The following is a 24,736-nucleotide window of genomic DNA, read 5'->3' as shown; positions in this document are numbered from 1 at the left end:
GGCCAGCAGACGCCATGAACCGCCGGTCGGCGTCGCGCCTTGCAGAAAGAACACCCCGCCGCGAAGATCGGGGCGGGGTGGGGGCTGCGGGTCGGGATCAGGCGCTGTTGACTTGTCCGAAGACGCCTTCCGCGCCGATCTCCTTGGCGTAGGCCGCCATGACCGGATCGGTGAGCTTCTTCATCTGGTCGCGCTCCTCGAAGGCGATCCGCTTCAGGCGGCCGGCCTTCTCGAGGGCCTCGAGCTTCTGCCCGTCCTCGCTGGATTCCACCTGCCGGCCATATTCGCCGCCTTCGGTGCCGGCCTGGATAATGGCGTCCTGAAGGTCCTTGGGCAGCGTTCCAAGCGTCTTCATCGAGAAGCACAGCGGCCGGATCGACACGGCGTGCTGGGTCAGCACGAGGTTTGGCGCGACCTCGTAGAACTTCATGGCCTCGACACCGGCCGCCTCGTTCTCGCCGGCCTGGATGACGCCGTTCTGGATGGCGTTGTAGACCTCGTTATAGGCGATGACGGTCGGCGACATGCCGACTGCGGAGAAGGTCCGCGACCAGATCGGCGCGCCCTGGACACGCACCTTCAGGCCGCGCATCTCGGCGATGTTCTTGAACGGCTTGTTGGCGAAGATGTTGCGCGTTCCGCCGCCGGCATGGCCGATCAGGCGCACGCCCGCGCGCTTCTCCACCTCTTCCTCGATCGGCTTGAGCATGCCGGCCTTGACCACCTTGCCCATGTGCTCGACGTCGCGGAACACGAAGGGGGCGTCGATGAATGGCGCCGAGCGGGCGAAGGTCGACATGTGCGCCGGCGAGACGATGGCATAGTCCACCGCGCGGCCCTGCGCCATGTATTCGAAATACTGCTTCTCGAGGCCCAGCGACGAATTCTTGTGAAGGTTGAAATTGATCGGCTTGCCGTAGAGCGCCTTCACGCGCTCCTCGAACCGCACCAGGGCCTTGGTGAAGGCGTGGTCGTCGTTGAACTGTGACGCACCGTTCAGGGTGATCGGCGCCTGCGCGCGGAGAATGGATGGGCCTGCAACGATCGCGGTCGCCGAGACCGCCCCGAGCCCGAAAAGAACTTGCCTGCGCTTCATTGGATTTCCTCCCTTGGCGATCGTTCGGATGCCCGTTCTGGCGCGGGTCGTCGCGGGAGTATGCAGAAATGTTTGGATCGATCCAACAGCAAAAGGGCATGTCGCAACGCAAAATTAAATGGATTAATGTTGCGATGCACGATGACTTCTTGGCGCTATGGGCTGGCTTTCGGGAATGCGAAAACCAATACTGCAAGCACACGGCGCGCCGCTGCGGCATCCGGCATTCCCGCGGTCCTGAGCCCGCTGCTGTCGGTCGGGCGCCTCGTCGCGCGGCCCGCCATTGCTCCGACACTATGACGCAGCCGTCCGATCTGGCCTGATCGGACCGTCTGACCTAGCGTTGGACGATGAAGGGATAGTCGAGGCGGCTGCAGGTGCGGCGTGGCAACCCATTTGATGGTTTGCGCCATTTTCGACCAGTCCTGGCGGCAAGGCATTTCGCCGCAATTGACTGACGTTTGTTTGGTAAAGGGATTATTGTGGTTGTGCGATTAAATATATTCAACAATTGCGCGCGACATTCGGATTTCGCTCGTTAGATTGCCGCCATGTTGGAGCCCATAGAGGATAGGGACGTTGACGCGGCCGCCGCTATTCTGTCGCGCGGCTTTCCTTCGCGCTCGGCCGAGTTCTGGCAATCGGGCCTGGAACGTCTGTCCCGATACCACAAGACCGTATCGGCGACCCCGCTCGGTTATGTCATGAAGGTCAAGGGCACGCCCGCGGGCGTGATCCTGACCATGCGCAGCCAGAGGACCGGCGAGGGCGGCAAGCCTCGCTCGGTGCTCAATCTGTCGAGCTGGTATGTCGACGAGCAGCACCGCTGGCTTGCGCCGCGCATGCTCCAGAAGGTTCTCGCGGAGCAGGTGGATGTCTTCACGGACCTGACGCCGAGCGAACCGGTGCGCGAGATGATCGGTCGGCTCGGCTTCGTCCGGCGGCATGAGGGCGTGCTGATGGTCGCGCTCGTGCTTTCCGCCATGCAGTTCAACGCAGCCGCGTCGGTCGGCGCGGCGGACGAGGCGGGCATGCGCGAGCTCGATCCGGGCGCCGCGAGCCTCCTTGCCGGGCATATCGAACTCGGCTGTATCGCGGCGCTGTTGCGGGTCGGCGGCAGCGTCCATCCGCTGGTTTTTTCGCCCACCCGCCGCAAGGGTCTGCCCTCCGCGAGGCTCGTCTACGCGCCCAGCCAGAGCGCGGTGCGCGACAATATCGGCGCCGTTGCCCGCTACCTTTTGGCGCAGGGGCTGCTGTTCGTCGAAATCCCCGCAAAGCCCGGAGAATCGGCGTTTGGAGCCTGGTTTACGGCGAGTCCGCCGCCGACCTTCGCCCGTGGAGACCTGCCGCCGGACATGATCGACCACGCCTATTCGGAATTTGTTTTCCTTCAGATCTGACAATGGTCCGAAGGATCGAGGACGACCGAAGGGGGGCGCATGTTGGCCAGCGAGGCGGAGACGACGACAGGGGCGATTGCCGGCTTTCTGCGGGAACGCTTTCCCGCGCTGACGAACCGTGAGCTGACCGCCGAGACGCCGCTGCTCGGCTCCGGCGCCATCGACTCCCTCGGGATTCTCGAACTGATGACTTTCCTCGCCGACCGCTTCGGCATCGAGCTTACCGACGACGATTTCGATCCCGCCAATTTCGACACGATCGGGCATCTCGCACGCTTCGTGGAGCGTGCCCGCGCGTGACCGGCGAGCCCTACCTCGTTCATCACCTCGTCGAACGCGCGGCCTCGGCCGGCGGGCGGATCGCCGTGGTCGACCGGGAGCGGTCGCTGACCTATGCCGGCCTAGCGGAGGCGATGCGGCACGGGGCGGCGCGGATCCGCGCTCGCGGCATCGGGCGCGGCGACCGTGTCGCCATCTTCCTGCCGAAGAGTATCGAGGAATGTGTCGCGATCTTCGCGGCGAGCGCGGCGGGCGCGGTCTTCGTGCCGGTCAATGCGCTCCTCAAGCCGCAGCAGGTGCGCCATATCGTCGAGGATTGCGGCGCGCACCTGCTGCTCACCAATGCCGCCATGGCCGAGGGGCTCGGCGACGCTCTGGCCGATCTCGCGGGCCTCGCGGTCGTGACCATGGACGGGCCGGAATGGACAATGCCGGTCGACGGGCCTGTTCCCGCTTCCAGTGCCATCGGCGAGGACCTCGCCGCCATCCTCTACACCTCCGGTTCCACCGGCCGGCCCAAGGGCGTGATGCTCAGCCATCGCAACCTGATCGCCGGCACGCGCATCGTGCGCACCTATCTCGGCATCACCGCCGAGGACCGCATCCTCTCGCTCCTGCCGTTCAGTTTCGACTACGGCCTCAACCAGCTTCTGACTGCCGTTGAGCAGCAGGCGCGCATCGTTTTGCTGACATTCCAGTTCGGCGACGAGATCGCGCGCGCCATCGCGCGCGAGGGCATCACCGGCATTGCGGGCGTCCCGACCATCTGGGCGATCCTCACGCGCGCGACGCCCTCGCTGTCGAAGACCGACCTGTCGACCCTGCGCTACATCACCAATTCCGGCGGCGCGGTGCCGTCCGAGACGGTGAAGCGCCTGCGCGAGAAGTTGCCGGCAACGCGCATCTTCCTGATGTACGGCCTGACCGAGGCGTTCCGCTCGACCTTCCTGCCGCCAGAGGAGATCGACCGCCGACCGACCTCGATCGGCAAGGCCATTCCCGAATGCGAGATGCTTGTCGTGACGCCTGACGGCTGCCGCGCCGCGCCGCACGAGCCGGGCATTCTCGTCCATCGCGGGCCGACCGTCTCGCTCGGCTACTGGAACCGGCCGGACGCCACCGCCGAGGTGCTGCGGCCGCACCCCTTCATCCCGGCAACGCAAGGCGGCGAAACGGTCTGCTATTCCGGCGATCTCGTGACCATGGACGAGGACGGCTTCCTCTATTTCGTCGCCCGCAACGACGCGATGATCAAGTCGTCCGGCCACCGCATCAGCCCGACCGAGGTCGAGGAATGCCTGATGGCGGTCGGCGGCTTCGCGCAGGTGGCGGTGATCGGACTGCCCGACGCCTTCGCAGGCCAGAAGGTCCATGCGGTGGGCGTCGCCAATGCGCCTGTCGATGCTGTCGCTGTGTTGCAGACCGTCGCCGAGCGGCTGCCGCCCTACATGGTGCCGCGCGCCATCGAACTGATCGAGCGCATGCCGGTCACTCCCAACGGCAAGGTCGATTATATCGGTCTCGTTCGCGAGCGGGCCGACAATGGCCGCTGAGACTTCCCTGATCGACGGAATCCTCGCCACGCAGTTCGGCCGCGAGGGCGACGATCTCATGGTCGGCGGCGTGACGGCCAGTCAGCTCGCCCGCGATTTCGGCACGCCGCTCTATGCCTACGATGCCGGCCTGATCCGCCGCGCCTATCGCGGCCTTGCCGATGCGCTGTCAGGCTTTGCGCGCATCCACTATTCGATCAAGGCCAATCCGAACGTCGAGATCGTCCGGCTGCTGCTCGCGGAAGGCGCGGGCGTCGAGATCGCCTCGCTCGGCGAATATCGGGCAGCCCGGCAGGCCGGCGCCGATCCGAGGGACATCCTCTTCGCCGGCCCCGGCAAGCGCCGCCACGAGCTTGAGGAAGTCGTCCGCGACGGCATCGGCGAGATCCACCTCGAATCCTTCGAGGAGATCGCCGTGCTGGAGGCCGTCGCCGAAGCGGCTGGCCGGCATGTCGCGGTCGCCATCCGCGTCAATCCGGTGGCGGAAGTGCAGGGCGGCGCGATGCGGATGGGCGGCAAGCCCGCGCCCTTCGGCTTCGACGAGGAGGAGGCCGACGCCGTCGTCGACCGCCTCGCGGCCTCATCCCGCCTCGACCTGACCGGCGTTCATCTCTTCGCGGGAACGCAGATCCTGGATGCCGATGTGCTGGCGGCCCAGTGGCGGCACGGGCTCGATGTCGCCGGCCGGATCGCGCGCCGGCTCGGACGGCCGCTTCATACGGTCGATCTCGGCGGCGGGCTCGGCATTCCCTATTTCCAGGGCGACGGCGCGCTGGACCTTGCCGCTCTCAAGGCGGCGGTACCGGCGCTGATCGCGGCCAAGGCCGCCGACCCGTTCCTCCGCGACGCCGCAGTGGTCGTCGAACCGGGGCGCTATCTCGTCGGCCCGTCGGGTATCTACCTGTCCTCGGTCATCGCCGCGAAAGTTTCGCGCGGCCAGCGCTTCCTTGTGGTCGATGGCGGCATGCATCACCACCTCGCCGCCTCCGGCAATCTCGGCATGATCGTCAAGCGGGACTACCCCCTCGTCCCCGCGAACAGGATGGGAGCCGCCGGGAGGCAGCTTGCCTCGGTCGTCGGCCCGCTCTGCACGCCGCTCGACACGCTGGCCCGAAAAGCGAGCCTGCCGGCCCTTGTGGCCGGCGATCTCGTCGCGATCCTCCAGTCGGGAGCCTATGGCGTCTCCGCGAGCCCGACCGGCTTTCTCAGCCACGACCGGCCGGCGGAAGTGCTGGTTGACGGCGGTATCGCGCGCCGCATTGGTTGAGACAGTTTGGGAATTTTATCCTTGACAGCGTAACGCTGGTCCGGTAGCTTTCAGGCATGTTCGATTGCTGCGCCTGAATGAGGCGCCGGGTCGAAGTCATCCCTGAAAGCCCTCAGACCGCGACGCCCTTCGCGCGCAGCGTTTGATCCACCCACGACCGGTCGATGGTGCCATCGGCGATCTGCCGCATGGTCGCATCCTCGCGGGCCATCTGCTCGCGCGCCAGGCGGCAGATCGCGCCGACGTCCCCGCGCGGCAGGGCGAGGACGCCATCGGCATCGCCGACGATGACGTCGCCGGGCATCACCGTCTGGCCGCCGATCACGGCCGCCACGTTGATCTCGCCGGGGCCGTCCTTGTAGGGGCCGCGATGGTTCGCCCCGCGCGCGAAGACCGGCAGGGACGACCGCGCGATGGCGTCGGAATCCCGGATCGCTCCGTCGATGACGAAGCCGGCAATGCCGTTCGTCAGCGCCAGCGTCAGCATGATCTCGCCGATGATCGCGTTGGACAGGTCGCCGCCCGCATCGACCACGATGACGTCGCCCGGCCCCGACAGGTCGATGGCCTTGTGGACCATCAGATTGTCGCCGGGCCGCGTCTTCACCGTCACCGCGAAGCCGAGGAGCGGCGTGCCGTCATGCATCGGGCGGAGGGCCGCGCCCGCGCCATAGACGCGGGCCATGTTGTCGCTGAGCAGTGGGGTGGGAATGCCACGGGCCGCGTCCAGCAGGGCCGGATCGTTGGCGTGGGGCTTGGGATGGACGGCAAAACCGATGGTCATGGGCGGGTCCGGCGGATCGGAGGCGGGACCGATCCTTAGCTGCCCGCTGCTGCCGGGACCAGCGCGCTATTCGCTGGCGAGGATCACGTTCCTGACGATGGGATAGACCTGGCCCTCCCACTTCTTGCCGGAGAACACGCCGTAGTGACCGACGCCGGCCTGCATGTGGTGGCGCTTGCGGAACGGCTTCAGTCGCGAGGCGAGGTCGTGGGCGACGACCGTCTGGCCGAGCGAGCAGATGTCGTCGCGCTCGCCCTCGACGGTCAGCAGCGACGTGCGGGTGATGGCGGAGGGGTCGACCGGGCGGCCCTTGTAGGCCAGTTCGCCCTTGGCCAGCAGGGCGCGCTGGAACACCTTGTCGATGGTCTCCAGATAGAACTCGGCGGTCAGGTCGAGCACCGCGAAATACTCGTCGTAGAAGGTCTTGATCGCTTCCGCCTTCTCGGTCTCGCCGCGGGCGATATGGCCGTGCAGGTCGAGATGGGCCTTCACATGGCGCTGCTGGTTCATCGACATGAAGGCGATGAGCTGAAGGAAGCCGGGATAGACGCGCCGGCCCGCGCCGGCATTGGGCAGCGGCACGGTGGAGATCAGGTTGGTCTCGAACCACTCGTAGGAATGATTGAAGGCGAGTTCGTTGACCTTGGTCGGGTTGATCCGGACATCCACCGGCCCGGCCATCAGGGTGAGGCTGCGCGGCGCATGCTCGTCGCCGGCCTGCGCCATGACGGAAGCGGCGACCAGCGCCTGGACGCAGGGCTGGCAGACGGCGACGACATGCGCGCCGGGGCCGAGCACATGGAGGAAGTCGATGAGGTGCTCGACATATTCGTCGAAGCCGAAGCGCCCGGCCGTCCACGGGATGTCGCGGGCATTGTGCCAGTCGGTGATGTAGACGTCGTGGTCCTGCAGCAGCGTGCGGACCGTGTTGCGCAGGAGCGTGGCGAAGTGGCCGGAGAGCGGCGCCACCAGCAGAACGCGCGGCTGCGTGACCGCGATGTCCTTCCTGAAGTTGAGCAGCGTGCCGAAGGCGGTCGAGTGAACCGGAACCTCGGTGACGGCCACCTCGCGGTTGCCGACAACGACGCTGTCGATGCCATAGGCGGGGCGCGTATGGGTGAAGCCCATGCGCGAAATCAGCTCCCAGGTCGCGAGCGTCTCGCGGCCGAGCCGCCCGCCGGAAGCCGAGAGGGCAGGGCCATAGGCCGCCATCGCCATGCGTGCTGCATCGCGGAATGGCTCGAACAGCCGCATCTGCATGTCGAATGCGCCGTAGATCATGGGCCAGCCGGTTTGCAGGACGCCACATTGGCATCGATCAAAAAAAGCTAGTGCACTTTTTGCTGCGCTGCGAGAGTATTCTTTCCACAGAGTTGCCGCATCGATGCGGTTTACTCTCCCGGGAGGTCGCTCATGGCCAAGGCAACGCTCACCCTGTCGAGCAAGAACTACTCGTCCTGGTCCCTGCGCGGCTGGCTCTTGTGCAAGATGAGCGGCATCGCCTTCGACGAAGTGCCGGTCTCCCTCGACGATCCCGGCCAGCGCGCCGAACTGCTGCTGCTCTCGCCGTCCTTCCTCGTGCCGGCGCTCACCGACGAGGGCGCGAAGATCTGGGATACCTGGGCGCTGGCGGAATATCTCAACGAGAAATTCCCGAAAGCCGGCCTGTTTCCCGAGGACCGCGCCGTGCGCGCGCATTGCCGCTCGGTCTCCGGCGAGATGCATTCGGGCTTCCACAATCTGCGCTCGGCCCTGCCGATGAACCTGAAGGCCCGCTATCAGGGCTTCAAGGTCTGGGCCGGCGCGCAGCCGGACATCGAGCGCATTCTGGCCATCTGGAGCGAATGCCTGAAGACCTATGGCGGGCCGTTCCTGTTCGGCGCGACGCCGACGGTGGCCGACGCCATGTATGCGCCGGTCTGCATGCGCTTCTACACCTACGACGTGCCGATCGATGCGGCGGCCGCCAGCTACTGCCGCACGATCATGGACTGGGCGCCGATGAAGGAATGGATCGGCGCGGCGAAGCACGAGCCCGAAGAGATCGATGAGCTCGACGTCGAGTTCTGAGCCGCGTCTGGCGCGCCCCGCCGGGCGCTGGCCGCGCCGGCTGGCGTTCGTCTTCGCCGCCCTGTTCGTCCTGCCGATCGCCATCGCCTCGGCGGCCTACTGGATCGAGGGCCGTGCCCCCGACTGGTCGGCCTCGGGACGGGCCAGCGCCGGCCTTCTGCCGCCGCCTGAACCGCACCGGGGAGCCTCCGTCCACGTCTTCGCGGCGCGCACGGTGCGCTGGCGCGGCATCTTCGCCACCCACACATGGATCGTGGTGAAGGAGGCGGGAGCCGCCCGCTACGACCGGTTCGACTACACCGCCTGGGGCCAGCCGATCCGCGTCAACGGCTTCGCCGCCGACGCCCGCTGGTTCGGCGAGGTGCCGGAGGTCGTGCTGTCGGTGACGGGCGAGGCGGCGGCCGGGGCCATTCCGCGCATCAGGGAAGCGGTTGCCGCCTATGCCTGGCGCAATGTCGGCGATTACCGGGCATGGCCGGGGCCGAACTCCAACACCTTCGTCGCGGCGGTGCTGGCTGCCGCGCCGGAATTGCAGGCGCACCTGCCGGCGACCGCCATCGGCAAGGACTATCCGCATGACGGCCGCTGGCTGCGCCCGGCCATCGGCGGGCTCGGCTTCCAGGCGACGCTCGGCGGCTATGCCGGCCTGACGGTCGGCTGGCACGAGGGCGTCGAGATCAACCTGTTCGGCGCGATCCTCGGCATCGACATCCGGCGGCCCGCGATCAATCTGCCGGCGATCGGCCGGCTCGGCGTGGCCGACTGACCCAGGTTAGCGGGGTGGCCCCTTGCCGGGCTTGCGCTTGTGCTTGAAGCCGCCGCGCTCGGCCTTGCCGCGCGGGGGGCCTTTCGGGCCACGCCTGAAGTCGTCGTCGCGCGGCGGGCGGGCAGGGCCGTCGCTCCGGGGCTTGCGCGACTTGTGCGGCCCGCGCGGCTCCGGCCGCTCGTCGGCGGCGGCGATGAAGACATCGTCGGCATTGCCCTTGCGGGCGTTGACGAGGAAGTCCACCGCCTTGTTGGCTGCGATCTGAACCTCGGTGACGGTATCCTGAATGCGGATCTGGCCGATGTCCTGGCGGGTGATCCCGCCGCGCCGGCAGAGCATGGGCAGGATCCATTTCGGGTCCGCGCGGTTCTGCCGCCCGACGTCGAGCCGGAACCAGGCCATGTCGCCGGCAATCTGCATGTCGCGGTCGGCGCGGGGGCCGCGCTCCTTGCCGGCCGGGCGGATGCCGGGATCGGAGACCTCCTCCGGCTCGGGCAGGCGCGAGCGCAGCACGCGCGCCAGCGCGAAGGCGATGTCCTCGGGCGATTTGCGCTGGATCAGCGTTTCGGCGAGCACGCGGTCGTCGTCGGACGGCGCCTCCGTCAGCAGCGGATCGGCGAGGACACGCTCGCGGTCCAGCGCGCGGATTTCTTCCGCAGTCGGCGGCGCCGACCATTCGGCGACGATACGGGCTTCCGCGAGCAGGCTCTCGGCGCGGCGGCGGCGCGAGGTCGGCACGATCAGGACGCTGACGCCCTTGCGGCCGGCGCGGCCGGTGCGGCCGCTGCGGTGCTGCATCACCTCGGCGTCGTGGGGCAGTTCCGCATGGATGACGAGGCCGAGGTTCGGCAGGTCGATGCCGCGCGCGGCGACATCGGTCGCGACGCAGATGCGGGCGCGGCCGTCGCGCAGCGATTGCAGCGCGAGATTGCGCTCGTGCTGGCCGAGTTCGCCCGACAGGAACACGGCGGAAAAACCGCGCTCGACCAGCGTCGCCTGCAGGTGGCGCACGGAATTGCGCGTGTTGGCGAAGATGATCGCGCCCGGCGCGTCGATCAGCCGGAGTACGTTGACGACGGCGTGCTCGACCTCGTTCGGGAAGCAGCGGATGGCGCGATATTCGATATCGGCATGACCTTCGCGGCCGCCGGTGACCGCGATCCTGAGCGCGTCATGCTGGTAGCGCTTGGCGAGCGTGGCGATGCCCGCCGGCAGGGTTGCCGAGAACAGCAGCGTGCGCCGCGTCTCCGGCGTGGCGTTCAGGATGAATTCCAAATCGTCGCGGAAGCCGAGATCGAGCATCTCGTCGGCCTCGTCCAGCACCACCGCCTTCGCGTCGAAGGGATTGAGGACGTTGCGCTCGATATGGTCGCGCAGGCGGCCCGGCGTGCCGACGACGATATGCGCGCCTTCCTCCAGCATGCGCTTCTCGCGCCGGGGGTCCATGCCGCCGACGCAGGCGACGATGCGCGCGCCGGCTTCGGCATAAAGCCAGGCGAGCTCGCGCTGAACCTGCAGGGCGAGTTCGCGCGTCGGCGCCACGATGATCGCCAGCGGATCGGCGGCTTCTCCGAGCCCTCCATCCTCGTCCAGCAGCGTCGCGCCGAGGCCGAGGCCGTAGGCGACGGTCTTGCCCGAACCGGTCTGGGCGGAGACCAGGAGGTCGCGGTCGCCGGCATCGGCGTCCAGCACGGCGCGCTGCACCGGCGTCAGTTCGACATAGTTGCGGGCGGCGAGCGCCGCCGCGAGCACGGGAGGGATTGTGGGTTCGGCCAAGGTCGGCACATCCTGACGGGCGCTCGCACGGCGGCGCCAAAGGGGCTGGCAAAGAGCTGTGAATGCGTGGGAGCACGCCTCCTACAGCTTTCCGGCCGCCAAAGCCAATATGGATTGGCGCGGGTCAGGCCGTTTCCTAGCCGAGTTCGGTGATGATCCGCCGGAGCAGCATCAGGAGTTCGGCCTTCTTGTCCGGGCCGACGATCCGGTCGAGCTCGCGGTCGTGCTCGATCGCGCGGCTCATCAGCTTGCGTTGCAGCACGCTGCCTTTCTCCGTGAGGTGGAGCGTGTAGCTGCGCCGGTCGTTTACCGCCCGCTCCCGTAGCACGAGGCCGCGCTTGACGAGATCGTCGAGCGTCGAGGTCAGGGTCGACTTGTCCCGGCCGCTGGCCTTGCCGAGCGCCGTCTGGGTCAGGCCCGGATTTTCCGCGATCAGCGTCATGACAGCGAAGCGCCGGGGTTTCAGGCCGGGATCGCCGACCCGCTGCGAGAAGGCGCGGAACGAGGCTTCCTGCGCCATGCGCAGGTGAAAACCGATGAAATCGCTGAGCGGGCCGAGCCTCGCCGCCTCTTCCGAACGTTCGCGTCCCTCGGTGGCGGCGGCTGTCGAGGGGTCGGGAAGTGAGGACGTATGGGTCATGGGCTCCTGGACCTGATCGGTCCGCATCGGTCGGAATGTCGCATGGGGGGCGGCGCCCCGCAAGTTAGTCTTGACTCGAACAGTTGGATATCCAACTAATTATCCGCGCAGTTCCCCAGGTGCCGTCCCCCGGTCTCCATGTACACAGCCTCGACCGCGTTTCTCGAAGCCCTGACCGCCTCCGGCGTCGAGTATCTGTTTTCCAATTTCGGCAGCGATCATCCCGGCCTCGTCGAGGCGCTGGCAGAGGCCAAGGTCTCCGGCCGGAAGGTGCCGAAGGTCATCACCTGCCCGAACGAGATGGTCGCGCTGACCGCTGCGCAGGGCTACGCGCAGGTGACGGGGCGCGCGCAGGCCGTCGTCGTCCATGTCGAATGCGGCACGCAGTCTCTGGCCGGCGCGGTCCACAACGTCTCGAAGGGCCGCGTGCCCGTGCTGATCTTCGCGGGGTCGTCGCCCTACACGCAGTTCGGGGAACTGAAGGGCAGCCGCAACGAGTTCATCCAGTGGATTCAGGATGTCCACGACCAGCGCGGCCTCGTGCGCGGCTACATGCGCTACGACGCCGAGCTGCGCACCGGCCGCAACATCAAGCAGATGACCTGGCGGGCCATGCAGTTCGCTCACTCCGACCCCAAGGGGCCCGTCTATCTGATGGGCGCGCGCGAGGTCATGGAGGAGGAGGTTCCGCGCGTCGAGCAGGACGTGGCCGATTGGGCGCCGATCGCGCCGGCCGCCCTGCCGCCGGAAGCCGTCCACGCGCTGCTGACCGACCTTGCCGGCGCCCATCGCCCGCTGATCGTCACGTCCTATCTCGGGCGCAACAAGCGGGCGGTCGCCGAGTTGCAGCGCCTTGCCGGGCCGCTCGGCATCGGCGTGCTGGAAAGCGTGCCGAATGCGGTGAACCTGCCGCACGACGACCCGATGTATCAGGGCTGCCAGTGGAACGAGCCGCGCCAGAATCCGCGTCTGGCCGAGGCCGACGTGGTGGTGGTCATCGATTCCGACGTGCCGTGGATACCCTCGATCTCGAAGCCGCAGGCCGGCGCGAAGATCTGGCATATCGATGTCGATCCGCTGAAGCAGGACATGCCGCTCTGGTCGATCCCCGCGCGCCGCGTGTTCCGCGCCCATGCCGAGACGGCGCTGGCCCAGCTCAATGCCGGTCTCGACCGCGTGCCGCTGGATCAGGCGAGGATCGAGGAGCGCCGCGCCCATTTCGCCGCCCGCCATGCCGAGCGGAAGAAGGCCGTGGCCGAGGCGGAGCGCAAGCCCACGGGTGACGTGCTGACGGCCGAATATGTCACCGCCTGCGTCCGCGCCCATGTCGATGCCGACACCATCGTCCTCAACGAGGGCATCACCAACTATCCCGTGGTGGTCAACCACATCGCGCCGACGCGCGCCGGGCAGATGCTGAATTCCGGCGGCGGCAATCTCGGCTGGACCGGCGGGGCCGCCATCGGCGCCAAGCTCGCGGAACCGGGCAAGACCGTCATCGCGCTGACCGGCGACGGCTCCTACATGTTCTCGCAGCCTTCGACGGTCCACTGGATGGCGCGACAGTACCGCACGCCCTTCCTGCAGGTCGTGTTCAACAATCGCGGCTGGCGCGCGCCCCGCTATTCGACGCTGGCCGTGCACCCGTCCGGCCATGCAAGTCGCTCCGACGATATCGGCGTCGCCTTCGATCCGCCTCCCGATTATTCCGAAATCGCCCATGCCGCCGGCGGAGCCTATGCTCGCAAGGTCAGGCATCCGGACGAGGTCGAGGAGGCCGTCGCCGCCGCCATGCATGCGGTGAAAATCGAGGGCCGGGCGGCTGTTCTCGACGTCTGGCTGCCCCATTTGATGGACGGATAGGCGCAGCGCGCAAGATATGATCCCCCCGATCGGCGGCACCGAACGACCGCTGACGGAAAAGACGAGGAGGAAACGATGGACGAGACAAAGCGCCTCGACAGGCGTCGCGTGATGGCCGGAGCCGCGGGAGCCGCCGCGCTGCTGGCGAGCCCGGGGCTGGCGCGGGCGCAAAGCTGGCCAAACCGCAATATCCGCATCGTCGTGGCGTTTCCGCCGGGCGGGGCCGCCGACATCGTGACGCGCCACCTGACCGAGCGTCTGACCAGGGAATGGGGGCAGGCCGTCGTCGTCGAGAATCGCGGCGGGGCCGGCGGCAATCTCGCTTCCGCCGAGGTCGCGCGCACTGATCCCGACGGCCATACGCTGCTGATCACCTCCAGCGCTGTGGCGGTGAACCACCTGCTCTATGCGCGCATGCCGCTCGACACCTACAAGGACCTCGCGCCGGTCGGCATGGGCATCACCGTGCCGAACGTCATGGTCGTGCCGGTGGGCTCGCCCGACAAATCGGCCGCCGACCTGCTGGCGCGTGCGAAAGCCAATCCCGGCAAGCTGACCTTCGGCTCGGCCGGCATCGGGTCGTCGATCCACATGGCCGGCGAACTGTTCAAATATCTCGCCAAGGTCGACATGGTCCATGCGCCCTATCGCGGCGCGGGCCCGGCCATGAACGACCTGATCGGCGGCCGCCTCGACGTGATGTTCGACACGCTGACGGTGTCGGCCTCGCAGATCCGTGGCGGCACCATCCGCCCGCTCGGCGTCTCGACCAAGGACCCGCTGCCGGCGCTGCCGGGCGTGCCGACCATCTCGTCCATCGTTCCCGGCTACGAGATGAACTCGTGGTTCGCCTTCTTCACGGCGGCGAAGACGCCGCCCGAGATCGTCAACCGCCTGTCGGCCGGGCTGAAGGCGGCGCTGCACGACCCCGCCGTGGTCGCGCGCCTCGCCGAGATCGGCACCAATCCGGTCGGCTCGACCCCGCAGGAACTGGCCGACGCCATGCAGGCGGAACTGCGCCTGTGGGAACCGGTGATCAAGGCGGCCGATATCCGCATCAGCCAGTAGCAGCGCGTGCCGAGGGGACGGGTGCCGCAGAAGCATCCGAAGCCGCGAATAACGGGAAATCAGAGGGACCTGAGGAGGCAGACATGACGACACGACTGACACCCAGCCGCCGCGCCGTGGTCGGCGGCATCGCCGCGACGACGCTGGCCGCCCCCTACGTCCGCGCGCAGGCGGGCGCGGTGAAGATCGGCTTCTCGATCTCCAAGACCGGGCCGAATGCCGGCGGCGCCAATGTGACCACGCTGCCGAACTACCAGCTCTGGCTGAAGGAGACCAACGATGCCGGCGGCCTCAAGCTGCCCGGCGGCCAGCGCCGCATGGTCGAGTTCGTCGAATATGACGATCGCTCGCAGTCGGAAGAGGCGGTCCGCAACATCGAGCGGCTGGTCAACCAGGACAAGGTGGACCTGCTGTTCCCGCCTTGGGGCACGGCGATGAACCTCGCGGTCGCGCCCTCGTTCAACCGTGGCGGCTTCCCGCATCTCGCCTCGACCTTCTTCGTCGAGCGGCAGCCGGAACTGGTCGCGCGCTGGAACAACATGTTCCTGTTCCTCGACCGCCCCTCGACCGCGATCACGGCGCTGACCGACCTTCTGGCGACGCTGAAGGACAAGGGCCTCGGCAACACGGTGGCGCTCGCCTCGGTGCAGGACCAGTTCGGCCTCGAACTCGTCAGCGCCGCGCGGGCCGGCATCGCCAAGGCCGGCTTCCAGGTGGTCATGGACCGGCAGTACCCGCCGGGCACGCAGGACCTCGCCCCGATCATCTCGGAGGCGGTGCGCCTGAAGCCCGACATGTTCCTCGCCTTCTCCTATCCGCCGGACACGCTGGCGCTGACCGAGCAGGCGCGCATCGGCGGGCTCAACCCGAAAGTGTTCTACACCGCCGTCGGCACGGCCTTCCCGCTCTACAAGCAGCGTTTCGGCGCCAATGCCGAGGGCGTCATGGGCATCGGCGGCGTCGACGTGACCAACCCGAAGATCCGCGACTACATCGCCCGCCACAACCGCATCGTCGGCCGCGAGCCGGATCGCTGGGCCTCGACCACGACCTATTCGACGCTGGAAGTGCTCTCCCAGTCGATCGAACGTGTCGGCCTCGACAAGGCGGCGATCATCCGGGACATCGGCGCGAACTCGTTCGAAACGATCCTCGGCACGATCAAGTTCGACAAGAACCAGCGTGTCGACCAGTGGTGGGTCGGCCAGTGGCAGCAGGGCGAGTTCGTGGCGCTGGCCCCAACCAAGGTCGGCGGCACCAAGGCCCCGGTCTTCCCGAAGCCGGCCTGGCCGACCGCCTGACGCCATGTGTGAAACCTGCCCGCCGCCCACGGGCGGCGGGTTCCCGGAGACGGTCTGAATGTTCCTCGTCGACGTCATCCTGTCGGGGCTGATCCTCGGAGGCATCTACGCGCTGGTCGCCATGGGGCTGTCGCTCCAGTACGGCGTCGCGCGGATCATGAACCTTGCCTACGGCGAGTTCACCATCGCCGGCTCCTTCGCCGCCTATCTCCTGTTCTCGGCCAGCGGCCTCAGCCCGATCCTCGCGCTGGCCGTCGCCATGCCGCTGTCCTTCGCGCTCAACTGGGGCATCTACCGCCTGTTGATGACGCCGCTGGTGCGCCGGGCGAAATCGCCGGGGGCGCTGGAGGTCGATTCCATCCTCGCGACCTTCGGCCTGCTGTTCGTCGTGCAGGGCATCATGCTGGTGGTCTTCGGCGGCTCCTACGTCTCCTATTCCTACCTCGCCGTGCCCGTTCAGATCATCGGCTCCACCGTGGCGCTGAACCGCCTGCTCGCAGCCGGCATCGCGGTCGCCATCGCGCTGGGACTGACGCTGTTCCTGATGCGCACGCGCATCGGCACGGCGGTCCGCGCCGTCTCGGTCAACCCGGCCGCCGCGCCGCTGGTCGGCATTGACACCACCACCTACGCCGCCTTCGCCTTCGCGCTCGGCGGCGCGCTGGTGGCCGGCTCCGGCGTGCTGGTCTCGATGTTCCTGACCTTCAACGCCGCCATGGGCGTGGTCTTCACCATGAAGGCGCTGATCGTCGTGATCATGGGCGGCGTCGGCAATATTTTCGGCGCGCTGGTCGCGGGCCTGATCCTCGGCCTTGCCGAGGCGCTCACCGCCGCCTTCCTCGACAGCGGCCTGACGCTCGCCGTCAATTTTGCCCTGTTCCTCGCCATCCTGCTGGTCAAGCCCACCGGCCTGTTCGGAAAGGCCGCCAGATGATCCTCAGGAACTGGACCGCGAGGGACTGGATCTTTCCGCTCGTCGTGCTCGCCGGAGCCGCGCTCCTCGCGCCGCTGCCGGCGGTCGCCGGCTCCTACTGGATGGCGCTCATCGTCAACATCCTGATGTACTCGGTGCTGGCCACGGCCTGGGCGCTGTTCTCCGGGCCGACGCATTATGTTTCGCTGGCCACCGCCGCCTTTTTCGGGCTTGGCGCCTACACCATGGCCTTCCTCGGCGAGAAGCTGCCGCTGCCGCTGGTCTATCCGGCGGCGGCGCTGATCGGCGCGGTGGTCGCGACCGTCGTCGGCCTGTCGACGCTGAGGCTCTCCGGCGTCTATTTCGTCATCTTCACGTTCGGTCTCGCGGAACTCGTCCGCCAGCTCGTCACCTGGGCCGAGGCGAAGTTCGGCGGCACGGTCGGCCGTTTCGTCTTCATCGACGTGAACCAGCAGGGCATCTTCTGGATGCTGCTCGGCCTGCTCGTCCTCGTCCTGCTCGCCGGCTACGCCATCCAGCGCTCGCGGCTGGGGTGGGCGCTACGGGCCATCGGCGAGGACGAGACAGTGGCGCGCCATTCCGGCGTCAACACCACCATCTCCAAGGTCGCGGTCTTCGTGGTGTCGGCGACCTTCATGACCGTCGTCGGCGCGATCATGGCGCCGCGCTGGACCTATATCGACCCGTCCATCGCCTTCAATCCGATCATCTCCTTCCAGGTGCTGATCATGGCGCTGCTCGGCGGCGCGGCCAGGCTCTACGGGCCGATCCTCGGCGTCGTGCCGCTCGCCATCCTGTTCGAGATCCTGCAGGCGAACTTCCCCAACTCCTTCTCGATCCTGCTGGGGCTGACCTTCCTCGTGATCGTCTATTTCGTGCCGAACGGCGTGGTCGGGCTGATCGACCAGGGCCGCGACAAGCTCGCGCGCGCGGTTCGCCGCCGCCCGCATCCGGCGGAGTGAGGCGATGCAGCCGCTCATCGAACTCCACGGCGTCTCCAAGAGCTTCGGCGGCCTGAAGGCTGTCTCGGGTCTGACCGCTTCCATCCCGCGCGGCGAGGTGGTCGGCCTCGTCGGCCCGAACGGCTCCGGCAAGACCACCGCGCTCAACCTGATCACCGGCAACCTCTCCGCCGATTCCGGCGCCATCGTCTTCGACGGTCAGAGCATCGAGCGGACCGGCGCGCATCGCATCGCCCGCGCCGGCATCGCCCGCACCTTCCAGCTCGTCCGCGTCATGCCGACCATGACGCTGGCCGAGAACGTCGCCATCGGCGCCATGTTCGGGGCACGGCCCTGCTCGCCGTCGGAGGCGCAGGAGCGGGCGCTGCCGCTGCTCGCCCGCGTGGGCCTGGCCGCGCGCGCCGACCAGCGCGCCGCGAGCCTCACCTATATCGACCAGAAGCGGCTGGAACTGGCCCGGGCGCTGGCGGCGCATCCGCAGCTCCTGCTGCTGGACGAGTGGCTCGCCGGCCTCAACCCGACCGAACTGAAGGACGGTATCGCGCTGATCGCCTCGCTGGCCCGCGACGGGCTGACCATCGTCATGGTCGAGCATGTGATGGACGCCATCCGCGCGCTCTGCACCCGTTGCATCGTGATGAATGCCGGGACCAAGATCGCGGAAGGGACGCCGGCCGAGGCGCTGGCCGACCCGGATGTCGTCAAGGCCTATCTCGGAGACGACGATGCTTGAGGTCGCCCGCCTCTCCGTTTCCTACGGCCCGCACCGCGCGGTGGACGATGTCGCGCTTTCGGTCGCGGCCGGCGAGACCGTCGCCATTCTCGGCGCCAACGGCGCGGGCAAGACCACGCTGTTGAAAGCCATTGCCGGGCTGATGCCGGCGGGGCAGGGCACGTCGATCACCTTCGACGGACTGCCGATCCGCGCCGCCGATCCGCACCGCATCGTCGAGCAGGGCATCGCGCTGGTGCCGGAGGGGCGCGGCATTTTCGGCGACCTGACGGTGCGCGAGAACCTGATGCTCGGCGCCTTCCCGAAGCGCGCGCGGGCCTATGAGGCCGCGACCCTCGACGACGTGCTCCACCTCTTTCCCCGTCTCGCCGAGCGCCTATCGCAGGCCGTGCGCACCATGTCCGGCGGCGAGCAGCAGATGGTCGCCATCGGCCGGGCGCTGATGTCGCGGCCGAACCTTCTGATGCTGGACGAACCCTCGCTCGGCCTCTCGCCGGTCATGACCGGCGAGCTGTTCCGGGGTCTCGCCGAGATCAAGGCGCGCGGCATGGCGATCCTGATCGTCGAGCAGAACGCCAAGCGCTGCCTGAAGCTCGCCGACCGGGCCTATCTCATCGCCAATGGCCGCATCGTCGGCGAGGGCAGGGCCGCCGATCTGGCCGACGACCCGCAGGTCGCCGCCGCCTATCTCGGCGGCGTGGCTCCGGCCAATGACGATGCAGCGCCCGCCGTCGCGCCGCCGCCGATCTTCTCGCCGCCACCCCTGCCGGCGACCGGCGATGCGCCCCCGCCCGTTCCCGCTTCAAATGCGGCCATGTTTTCCAGCGCGGCCGCCGTGGCCGCCCCAGTCCCCGCGTATCCGGAGAGTTCCATGAAACACGTCAACCTGATGATCGATGCCCGCGAGACCGGCGCCGCCGACGGGCGCACCTTCGATCGCCTCGACCCCATGACCGGCCAGGTCGCGACCCGCGCCGCCGCCGCGACCGTCGCCGATGCCGTTGCCGCCGTCGATGCCGCCGCCGCAGCCTTCCCGACATGGTCGGCGCTCGGCCCGAACGAGCGGCGCGCCAAGCTCAACGCGGCCGCCGACCTGATGCAGCAGCGCGCCGAGGACTTCGTCGCGGCGATGATGACCGAGACCGGCGCCACCAAGGGCTGGGCGATGTTCAACATCGGCATCGCCACCGGCATGCTGCGCGAGGCCGCAGCGATGACCACGCAGATCACCGGCGACGTCATCCCCACCGACAAGCCGAACAATCTCGCGCTCGCCGTGCGCCAGCCGGTCGGCGTCATCCTCGGCATCGCGCCGTGGAACGCGCCGGTCATTCTCGGCGTGCGTGCCATCGCCATGCCGCTCGCCTGCGGCAATACGGTCGTGTTCAAGGCCTCGGAGCAGTGCCCGGCGACGCATCAGCTCATCGGTCAGGTGATGCGCGATGCCGGCTTCCCCGCAGGCGTCGTCAACGTCGTCACCAATGCCCCGGCCGATGCCGCCAAGGTGGTCGAGACGCTGATCGCCCACAAGGCGGTGAAGCGCGTCAACTTCACCGGCTCCACCCATGTCGGCCGCATCATCGCGGAAACGGCGGCGCGCTACCTCAAGCCCGCGCTGCTGGAGCTTGGCGGCAAGGCGCCGCTGGTCATCCTCGACGATGCCGACCTCGACGAGGCCGTGAAGGCCGCGGCCTTCGGCGCCTTCATGAACCAGGGTCAGATCTGCATGTCGACCGAGCGCATCGTGGTCGATGCCAAGATCGCCGATGCCTTCGTCGAGAAGTTCGCCGCCAAGGCGAAGTCGCTGCCCTATGGCGACCCGCGCTCCGGCAATGTCGTGCTGGGGTCGATGGTCTCGGCGGAAGCCGCCAAGCGCGTCAAGACGCTGATCGACGACGCGGCGGGCAAGGGCGCGGCGCTCGCCTCCGGCGGCTCGCTGGAGGGCACGGTCATGCCGGCGACCATCCTCGACAAGGTGACGCCGGCCATGCGCATCTATGGCGAGGAGAGTTTCGGCCCGGTGGTGACGGTGGTGCGCGTCAACGGCGACGAGGAGGCCATCCGCGTCGCCAACGACACGGAGTACGGGCTCTCGGCGGCGGTCTTCTCGCGCGATATCGGGCGGGCGCTGGGCGTCGCCAAGCGCATCGAGAGCGGCATCTGCCACATCAACGCGCCGACCGTGCACGACGAGCCGCAGATGCCCTTCGGCGGCGTCAAGGCGTCGGGCTACGGGCGGTTCGGCGGCAAGGCCGGCATTGACGCCTTCACCGAACTTCGCTGGATCACCATCCAGACCGGCCCGCGCCCCTATCCGTTCTGATTTTCAACCCTCTACCCAGATCGTCATGCCCGGCCATGTGCCGGGCATGACGAGGGGGTGGCTCTCAGGCCCCGGCATATCTCACGACTGGTGATCCCATGACCGAAGACATCATCGAGCGCCTCGCCATCCGCGATCTCGTGGAGAACTGGGCGCTCTGGCGCGACGCCGGCGACTGGGACCGCTTCCTGACCTGCTGGCACCCGGACGGGCGGATGAATGCGACCTGGTATCAGGGGCCGGCGGCCGATTTCATCCGCGCCAGCCGGGAAGGCTGGGCCAAGGGCGTCTCGATCCTGCATTTCCTCGGCGGCACGACCATCGATCGCGCCGGCAACCGCGCCATCGCCCAGACCAAGATGACCATCTCGCAGCGCGGCCCGGTCGACGGCGTCGTCTGCGATGTCGTCTGCACCGGCCGCTTCTACGACTTCATCGAGAAGCGCGACGGGCGCTGGGGCGTGTTCATGCGCCAGCCGATCTACGAGAAGGACCGGCTGGACCCGGTGCTGCCCGACGCGAAGCTGTCGCTGGACCCGGACCTGCTCGCGCAGTTCCCCGAGGGCTACCGGCACCTCGCCTATATCCAGACCAAGATCGGCTACACCGTGAAACGCGACATGCCGGGCCTGCGCGGGCCCGAGGTCGAGGCGCTGTACAAGCGTGGCAAGGTCTGGCTGGAGGGTGGCCCGGCGGAGTGAGGGCTCCGCTCTCACGTCACCGTGAGGCAGCCTGACGTAACCTCTTGCGGTCGCCGCGCGTATGGCATGACATCAGGCCATCAGAGGACGCTGCATGCTGCCGTGGAACGACCGGGCGGGGAAATTCTCCGCCCTCAAGCTGACCGTGTTTCTGGGCGTCATCGCGCCCGGGCTGTGGATCGCCGCGCAAGGCGCGACCGGCACGCTCGGCTCCAAGCCCATCACCTCGGCCATTCATCAGTCCGGCGACTGGGCGGTGCGCTTCCTGCTGCTGTCGCTTCTGGTGACGCCGCTCCGTTTCGTTGCCGACTGGCCGAAGCTGATCGCGGTGCGCCGCATGATCGGCGTCGCCGTCGCCGCCTATGCCGCGTCCCACCTGGCCTTCTACGTGGTCGAGCAGGCTTTCAACCTGCAGAAGGTCGCGAGCGAGATCGTCCTGCGCTTCTACCTGACCATCGGCTTCGTCGGCCTTCTCGGCCTGATCGCGCTGGCCGCGACATCCACGGACGCAATGATCCGGCGGCTCGGCAGCGCCAGGTGGAACCGGCTGCACCTTCTGACCTATCCGATCGCCTTCCTCGCCATCTGGCACTTCTTTCTGCAAACCAAGCTGGACGTGTCGGAGCCGGTTCTGATGCTCGGCTTCTTCGTCTGGCTCATGGGCTTCAGGCTGATGCGCCGGTTCGGGATCGCCGTCGGGCCGTTGCAACTGACGGCCCTCGCCATCATATCCGCCGTCGCCACGGCGCTTCTCGAGGCGCTGTGGTATGCGACCATGACCGGCGTCATGGCCTCGCGCATCCTCTACGCCAATCTTGATGTCGCCTTCGGCATCCGGCCGGCCCTGTGGGTCGGACTTGCCGGCTTCGCTCTCGTCGCGGTCAATGCCGTCCGCATGCGGGGGCGAAACCGCGAGCGCTCCGGAGCGCCGCGCGGCCGCCGCGCGGCCGTGGCCGCGGCGGAGTGAGGGCGCGATGACGACGCTGTCGAGACTGGCCGCTTTGTTCGGGTTCAAGGGAGACGATACGATGACCGCTGCCGCCGAGAAGACCTTCCCCGTCACCAGGACGGACGAGGAATGGCGCCGCATCCTGACCTCCGAACAGTACCAGGTGCTGCGCGGCCACGGCACGGAACGGCCGGGAAGCTGCGCGCTCAACTACGAGAAGCGCGCCGGCACCTTTTCCTGCGCGGGCTGCGGGCAGGAACTGTTCGTCGCGGCCAAGAAGTTCGAGAGCGGCACGGGCTGGCCAAGCTTCGACCAGCCGGTGCCGGGCTCGGTCGAGGAGACCGTCGACCGGTCCTGGGGCATGGTGCGCACCGAGGTCCATTGCGCCAATTGCGGCGGTCATCTCGGCCACGTCTTCCCGGACGGGCCGCCGCCGACGGGCCTGCGCTACTGCATCAACGGTGTGGCGCTGGACTTCAAACCGGCCTGATCCGGCCCCGCCGGATCGAAAAGCGCCGTTAACATGCCGCCCCCATACTGGTCCCCACCGGGATCAGTTGGGGAAGCCGCAATGACCGTCCAGCCGCAGGCGATGGAATTGGGGCGGGAGCAATTGCTCGTGGACGTCGCCAAGGTGGTGACGACGGCGGGCCTCACCCTCGGCTCGGTCATGCTGACGGCCTTCGGCTTCGTCGAGCGGGCCGTGAGTATGGAGCGGCTGGCGACCGACCGGCGCTTTGCCCTCGTCGCCCTGCTGCCCGGCGCGGCGGCTCTCGCTTTCCTCGCCAGCGCGCGGGCGCTCGGCTCCGCCTACGACGCCAGCGTTCCCCCGCGGCCGGTCTCGATGCTGAAACGGGCGGCGCTGCGCTTCACCGATCTCAACGGCGCTTTCGGCCTGATCGCCATCGTCATGTCGACGCTGGTCGCCGTGGGCACGATCCTGGCGGTCGGCCTCTTCTTCGACCTGCAACTGCCCGGCACCAGCGCGCTGGTTGGCGCCGCCGCGTTCACCGTGGCGCTGAGCGGCATGCTGACACGGTCCTCCCCGGCGCGCCGCAGCGTCGATCTCATGCTCGCCGGAACCATCATCGCGGCCATGCTCGGCGACCTCGCGATGAGCTGATGGCCCGTGGGCGCGGCGATCTGACGTGCCGAAACGACCAGCCTAGAGAACCGCGCCCTTCGCATCGATGAGATGCATGTGGTTGAGGTTGGCGGCGAGTTTCAGCGGCTCGCCATCGGCTGCGCCCGCTTCCGGGCTGACGCGCCCGCACATGGCCTCGCCGGACAGGGTGAAATAGACCAGCGTCTCGTTGCCCATCGGTTCGATCACGTCGAGCCTGATGTCGAAGGGCACGATGTTGGCGCCGGCTGCGGACTGCGCGTCCACGATGTGCTCGGGGCGCAGGCCCAGCACCAGGCCGGCCTGCCCGGCATAGGCCTTGTAGCGCTCGGTGCGGGCCGCCGGCACGGGCAGGGTGATCGTATCGGACAGGCGCATGGTCAGCCCGCCGGACGCCTGTTCCAGCTGCACGGGTATGAAGTTCATCGCGGGCGAGCCGATGAAACCGGCGACGAAGCGGGTCTTCGGGTGATGGTAGAGTTCGTTGGGCGGGCCGATCTGCTCGATGCGGCCGTGGTTCATCACCACCACGCGGTCGGCCAGCGTCATGGCCTCCACCTGGTCATGGGTGACGTAGACCGTGGTCGTGCGCACTTTCAGGTGCACCTTCTTGATCTCGGTGCGCATCTGCACGCGCAGCTTGGCGTCAAGGTTCGACAGGGGCTCGTCGAACAGGAAGACCTTGGGATTGCGCACGATGGCGCGGCCCATGGCGACGCGCTGGCGCTGGCCGCCGGAAAGCGCCTTGGGCTTGCGGTCCAGCAGCTCCCTGATGTCGAGGATGCGCGCGGCCTCGTCCACCCGCGCCTTGATCTCGGCCTTGGGGTAGCGCTTCAGGCGCAGGCCGAAGCTCATGTTCTCCGCCACCGTCATGTGCGGATAGAGCGCGTAGTTCTGGAACACCATGGCGATGTCCCGGTCCTTCGGCGGGACGTCGTTGACGACATCGCCGTCGATGGCGATGTCGCCGTCGGAAATGTCCTCCAGTCCCGCGATCATGCGCAGCGTGGTGGACTTGCCGCAGCCCGACGGGCCGACCAGCACCACGAATTCCTCGTCAGCAATGTCGAGATTGATGCCGCGCACGGCCTCCACATCGCCGTAGCGCTTGACGATGTTCCTCAGAGTGACGCCTGCCATTGTCGAAT

The 24,736-nt window shown here is 67.9% G+C and carries 23 protein-coding genes and 1 pseudogene; 18 read left to right on the top strand and 6 right to left on the bottom strand.

The window, feature by feature from the left end; translation table 11 throughout:
- Nucleotides 1-97 precede the first annotated feature (97 nt).
- Complete coding sequence (locus JNK84_RS08395; RefSeq protein WP_293422775.1) at nucleotides 98-1,096, bottom strand: TRAP transporter substrate-binding protein; 999 nt, start codon at nucleotides 1,094-1,096, stop codon at nucleotides 98-100.
- Nucleotides 1,097-1,647: 551 nt separating this feature from the next.
- Here JNK84_RS08395 and JNK84_RS08390 point away from each other — a divergent pair.
- Genes JNK84_RS08390 through JNK84_RS08375 form a run of 4 tightly spaced genes read left to right on the top strand, consistent with a single transcriptional unit; the run spans nucleotide 1,648 to nucleotide 5,595 of the window.
- A complete protein-coding gene (locus tag JNK84_RS08390) occupies nucleotides 1,648-2,496 on the top strand; it encodes a hypothetical protein (RefSeq protein WP_293422772.1) in 849 nt (282 codons plus the stop codon).
- 39 nt (nucleotides 2,497-2,535) lie between these two features.
- Nucleotides 2,536-2,796, top strand: coding sequence for an acyl carrier protein (locus JNK84_RS08385; protein ID WP_293422769.1), 261 nt, complete (start codon nucleotides 2,536-2,538; stop codon nucleotides 2,794-2,796).
- On the top strand, nucleotides 2,793-4,328 hold the full coding sequence (locus JNK84_RS08380) for an AMP-binding protein (protein ID WP_293422766.1): 1,536 nt from the start codon (nucleotides 2,793-2,795) through the stop codon (nucleotides 4,326-4,328). The genes JNK84_RS08385 and JNK84_RS08380 overlap by 4 nt, the downstream gene beginning before the upstream one ends.
- The gene (locus JNK84_RS08375) at nucleotides 4,318-5,595 is read left to right on the top strand and encodes a type III PLP-dependent enzyme (protein ID WP_293422763.1); all 1,278 of its coding nucleotides are present in this window, start codon (nucleotides 4,318-4,320) and stop codon (nucleotides 5,593-5,595) included. Before JNK84_RS08380 ends, JNK84_RS08375 begins: the two co-directional genes overlap by 11 nt.
- Nucleotides 5,596-5,707: 112 nt before the next feature.
- Here the strand turns inward: JNK84_RS08375 and JNK84_RS08370 are convergent, their stop codons facing one another.
- Complete coding sequence (locus JNK84_RS08370) at nucleotides 5,708-6,379, bottom strand: RraA family protein (RefSeq protein WP_293422760.1); 672 nt, start codon at nucleotides 6,377-6,379, stop codon at nucleotides 5,708-5,710.
- A gap of 66 nt (nucleotides 6,380-6,445) precedes the next feature.
- Entirely contained in the window at nucleotides 6,446-7,660 is a 1,215-nt protein-coding gene (locus JNK84_RS08365; RefSeq protein ID WP_293422757.1) for a polyhydroxyalkanoate depolymerase, read from the bottom strand.
- A gap of 132 nt (nucleotides 7,661-7,792) precedes the next feature.
- Between JNK84_RS08365 and JNK84_RS08360 the strand changes: the two genes are divergently transcribed.
- Nucleotides 7,793-8,449 (top strand): glutathione S-transferase family protein, encoded by a 657-nt coding sequence (locus tag JNK84_RS08360; protein WP_293422754.1) that lies wholly within the window; start codon nucleotides 7,793-7,795, stop codon nucleotides 8,447-8,449.
- The gene (locus JNK84_RS08355; protein WP_293422751.1) at nucleotides 8,427-9,215 is read left to right on the top strand and encodes a DUF3750 domain-containing protein; all 789 of its coding nucleotides are present in this window, start codon (nucleotides 8,427-8,429) and stop codon (nucleotides 9,213-9,215) included. Before JNK84_RS08360 ends, JNK84_RS08355 begins: the two co-directional genes overlap by 23 nt.
- A 6-nt stretch (nucleotides 9,216-9,221) precedes the next feature.
- Here the strand turns inward: JNK84_RS08355 and JNK84_RS08350 are convergent, their stop codons facing one another.
- Complete coding sequence (locus tag JNK84_RS08350; RefSeq protein WP_293422748.1) at nucleotides 9,222-10,991, bottom strand: DEAD/DEAH box helicase; 1,770 nt, start codon at nucleotides 10,989-10,991, stop codon at nucleotides 9,222-9,224.
- A 136-nt stretch (nucleotides 10,992-11,127) separates the two neighbouring features.
- The gene (locus tag JNK84_RS08345; RefSeq protein WP_293422745.1) at nucleotides 11,128-11,631 is read right to left on the bottom strand and encodes a MarR family winged helix-turn-helix transcriptional regulator; all 504 of its coding nucleotides are present in this window, start codon (nucleotides 11,629-11,631) and stop codon (nucleotides 11,128-11,130) included.
- Between the two features lie 138 nt (nucleotides 11,632-11,769).
- Between JNK84_RS08345 and JNK84_RS08340 the strand changes: the two genes are divergently transcribed.
- The 12 genes and pseudogenes from JNK84_RS08340 (at nucleotide 11,770) to JNK84_RS08285 (ending at nucleotide 23,588) form a co-directional block, all read left to right on the top strand.
- On the top strand, nucleotides 11,770-13,494 hold the full coding sequence (locus JNK84_RS08340; RefSeq protein WP_293422742.1) for a thiamine pyrophosphate-requiring protein: 1,725 nt from the start codon (nucleotides 11,770-11,772) through the stop codon (nucleotides 13,492-13,494).
- Nucleotides 13,495-13,569: 75 nt separating this feature from the next.
- A complete protein-coding gene (locus JNK84_RS08335; RefSeq protein ID WP_293422739.1) occupies nucleotides 13,570-14,562 on the top strand; it encodes a Bug family tripartite tricarboxylate transporter substrate binding protein in 993 nt (330 codons plus the stop codon).
- A gap of 83 nt (nucleotides 14,563-14,645) precedes the next feature.
- Complete coding sequence (locus tag JNK84_RS08330) at nucleotides 14,646-15,863, top strand: amino acid ABC transporter substrate-binding protein (RefSeq protein ID WP_293422736.1); 1,218 nt, start codon at nucleotides 14,646-14,648, stop codon at nucleotides 15,861-15,863.
- A 58-nt stretch (nucleotides 15,864-15,921) separates the two neighbouring features.
- A complete protein-coding gene (locus JNK84_RS08325) occupies nucleotides 15,922-16,797 on the top strand; it encodes a branched-chain amino acid ABC transporter permease (RefSeq protein WP_293422733.1) in 876 nt (291 codons plus the stop codon).
- A complete protein-coding gene (locus tag JNK84_RS08320) occupies nucleotides 16,794-17,759 on the top strand; it encodes a branched-chain amino acid ABC transporter permease (protein WP_293422730.1) in 966 nt (321 codons plus the stop codon). The genes JNK84_RS08325 and JNK84_RS08320 overlap by 4 nt, the downstream gene beginning before the upstream one ends.
- Nucleotides 17,760-17,763: 4 nt before the next feature.
- The gene (locus JNK84_RS08315; protein ID WP_293422727.1) at nucleotides 17,764-18,492 is read left to right on the top strand and encodes an ABC transporter ATP-binding protein; all 729 of its coding nucleotides are present in this window, start codon (nucleotides 17,764-17,766) and stop codon (nucleotides 18,490-18,492) included.
- Nucleotides 18,401-18,961, top strand: a pseudogene (locus JNK84_RS08310) (ABC transporter ATP-binding protein); the annotation flags it as partial. The gene JNK84_RS08315 and the pseudogene JNK84_RS08310, both read left to right, overlap by 92 nt.
- A gap of 402 nt (nucleotides 18,962-19,363) precedes the next feature.
- Nucleotides 19,364-20,815, top strand: a complete 1,452-nt coding sequence (locus JNK84_RS08305) for an aldehyde dehydrogenase (protein ID WP_293423532.1) — start codon at nucleotides 19,364-19,366, stop codon at nucleotides 20,813-20,815.
- Nucleotides 20,816-20,913: 98 nt separating this feature from the next.
- Nucleotides 20,914-21,516, top strand: a complete 603-nt coding sequence (locus tag JNK84_RS08300) for a nuclear transport factor 2 family protein (RefSeq protein ID WP_293422724.1) — start codon at nucleotides 20,914-20,916, stop codon at nucleotides 21,514-21,516.
- A 94-nt stretch (nucleotides 21,517-21,610) separates the two neighbouring features.
- A complete protein-coding gene (locus JNK84_RS08295) occupies nucleotides 21,611-22,483 on the top strand; it encodes a sulfite oxidase heme-binding subunit YedZ (protein ID WP_293422722.1) in 873 nt (290 codons plus the stop codon).
- 61 nt (nucleotides 22,484-22,544) lie between these two features.
- Nucleotides 22,545-22,955, top strand: coding sequence for a peptide-methionine (R)-S-oxide reductase MsrB (gene msrB, locus JNK84_RS08290; protein WP_293422720.1), 411 nt, complete (start codon nucleotides 22,545-22,547; stop codon nucleotides 22,953-22,955).
- A gap of 81 nt (nucleotides 22,956-23,036) precedes the next feature.
- Entirely contained in the window at nucleotides 23,037-23,588 is a 552-nt protein-coding gene (locus JNK84_RS08285; protein WP_293422718.1) for a hypothetical protein, read from the top strand.
- A 42-nt stretch (nucleotides 23,589-23,630) separates the two neighbouring features.
- Here the strand turns inward: JNK84_RS08285 and JNK84_RS08280 are convergent, their stop codons facing one another.
- Nucleotides 23,631-24,728 (bottom strand): ABC transporter ATP-binding protein, encoded by a 1,098-nt coding sequence (locus JNK84_RS08280; RefSeq protein ID WP_293422716.1) that lies wholly within the window; start codon nucleotides 24,726-24,728, stop codon nucleotides 23,631-23,633.
- Between the last annotated feature and the right edge of the window lie 8 nt (nucleotides 24,729-24,736).

This window comes from Phreatobacter sp. (assembly GCF_016793595.1).
Taxonomy (GTDB): Bacteria; Pseudomonadota; Alphaproteobacteria; order Rhizobiales; family Phreatobacteraceae; genus Phreatobacter.
Note: the sequence above shows the minus strand (reverse complement) of the source record. Positions and strands in the feature narration are given on the sequence as shown.

Excerpts from the sequence above, each read along its gene's own strand:
- JNK84_RS08365 (WP_293422757.1), bottom strand. The coding sequence starts at position 7,660 with ATGATCTACGGCGCATTCGACATGCAGATGCGGCTGTTCGAGCCATTC.
- JNK84_RS08325 (WP_293422733.1), top strand. The coding sequence starts at position 15,922 with ATGTTCCTCGTCGACGTCATCCTGTCGGGGCTGATCCTCGGAGGCATC.
- JNK84_RS08355 (WP_293422751.1), top strand. The coding sequence starts at position 8,427 with ATGAGCTCGACGTCGAGTTCTGAGCCGCGTCTGGCGCGCCCCGCCGGG.
- JNK84_RS08370 (WP_293422760.1), bottom strand. The coding sequence starts at position 6,379 with ATGACCATCGGTTTTGCCGTCCATCCCAAGCCCCACGCCAACGATCCG.
- JNK84_RS08395 (WP_293422775.1), bottom strand. The coding sequence starts at position 1,096 with ATGAAGCGCAGGCAAGTTCTTTTCGGGCTCGGGGCGGTCTCGGCGACC.
- JNK84_RS08280 (WP_293422716.1), bottom strand. The coding sequence starts at position 24,728 with ATGGCAGGCGTCACTCTGAGGAACATCGTCAAGCGCTACGGCGATGTG.
- JNK84_RS08315 (WP_293422727.1), top strand. The coding sequence starts at position 17,764 with ATGCAGCCGCTCATCGAACTCCACGGCGTCTCCAAGAGCTTCGGCGGC.
- JNK84_RS08285 (WP_293422718.1), top strand. The coding sequence starts at position 23,037 with ATGACCGTCCAGCCGCAGGCGATGGAATTGGGGCGGGAGCAATTGCTC.
- JNK84_RS08335 (WP_293422739.1), top strand. The coding sequence starts at position 13,570 with ATGGACGAGACAAAGCGCCTCGACAGGCGTCGCGTGATGGCCGGAGCC.
- JNK84_RS08320 (WP_293422730.1), top strand. The coding sequence starts at position 16,794 with ATGATCCTCAGGAACTGGACCGCGAGGGACTGGATCTTTCCGCTCGTC.
- JNK84_RS08390 (WP_293422772.1), top strand. The coding sequence starts at position 1,648 with ATGTTGGAGCCCATAGAGGATAGGGACGTTGACGCGGCCGCCGCTATT.
- JNK84_RS08295 (WP_293422722.1), top strand. The coding sequence starts at position 21,611 with ATGCTGCCGTGGAACGACCGGGCGGGGAAATTCTCCGCCCTCAAGCTG.
- JNK84_RS08360 (WP_293422754.1), top strand. The coding sequence starts at position 7,793 with ATGGCCAAGGCAACGCTCACCCTGTCGAGCAAGAACTACTCGTCCTGG.
- JNK84_RS08345 (WP_293422745.1), bottom strand. The coding sequence starts at position 11,631 with ATGACCCATACGTCCTCACTTCCCGACCCCTCGACAGCCGCCGCCACC.
- JNK84_RS08385 (WP_293422769.1), top strand. The coding sequence starts at position 2,536 with ATGTTGGCCAGCGAGGCGGAGACGACGACAGGGGCGATTGCCGGCTTT.
- JNK84_RS08340 (WP_293422742.1), top strand. The coding sequence starts at position 11,770 with ATGTACACAGCCTCGACCGCGTTTCTCGAAGCCCTGACCGCCTCCGGC.
- msrB (WP_293422720.1), top strand. The coding sequence starts at position 22,545 with ATGACCGCTGCCGCCGAGAAGACCTTCCCCGTCACCAGGACGGACGAG.
- JNK84_RS08305 (WP_293423532.1), top strand. The coding sequence starts at position 19,364 with ATGAAACACGTCAACCTGATGATCGATGCCCGCGAGACCGGCGCCGCC.
- JNK84_RS08330 (WP_293422736.1), top strand. The coding sequence starts at position 14,646 with ATGACGACACGACTGACACCCAGCCGCCGCGCCGTGGTCGGCGGCATC.
- JNK84_RS08300 (WP_293422724.1), top strand. The coding sequence starts at position 20,914 with ATGACCGAAGACATCATCGAGCGCCTCGCCATCCGCGATCTCGTGGAG.
- JNK84_RS08375 (WP_293422763.1), top strand. The coding sequence starts at position 4,318 with ATGGCCGCTGAGACTTCCCTGATCGACGGAATCCTCGCCACGCAGTTC.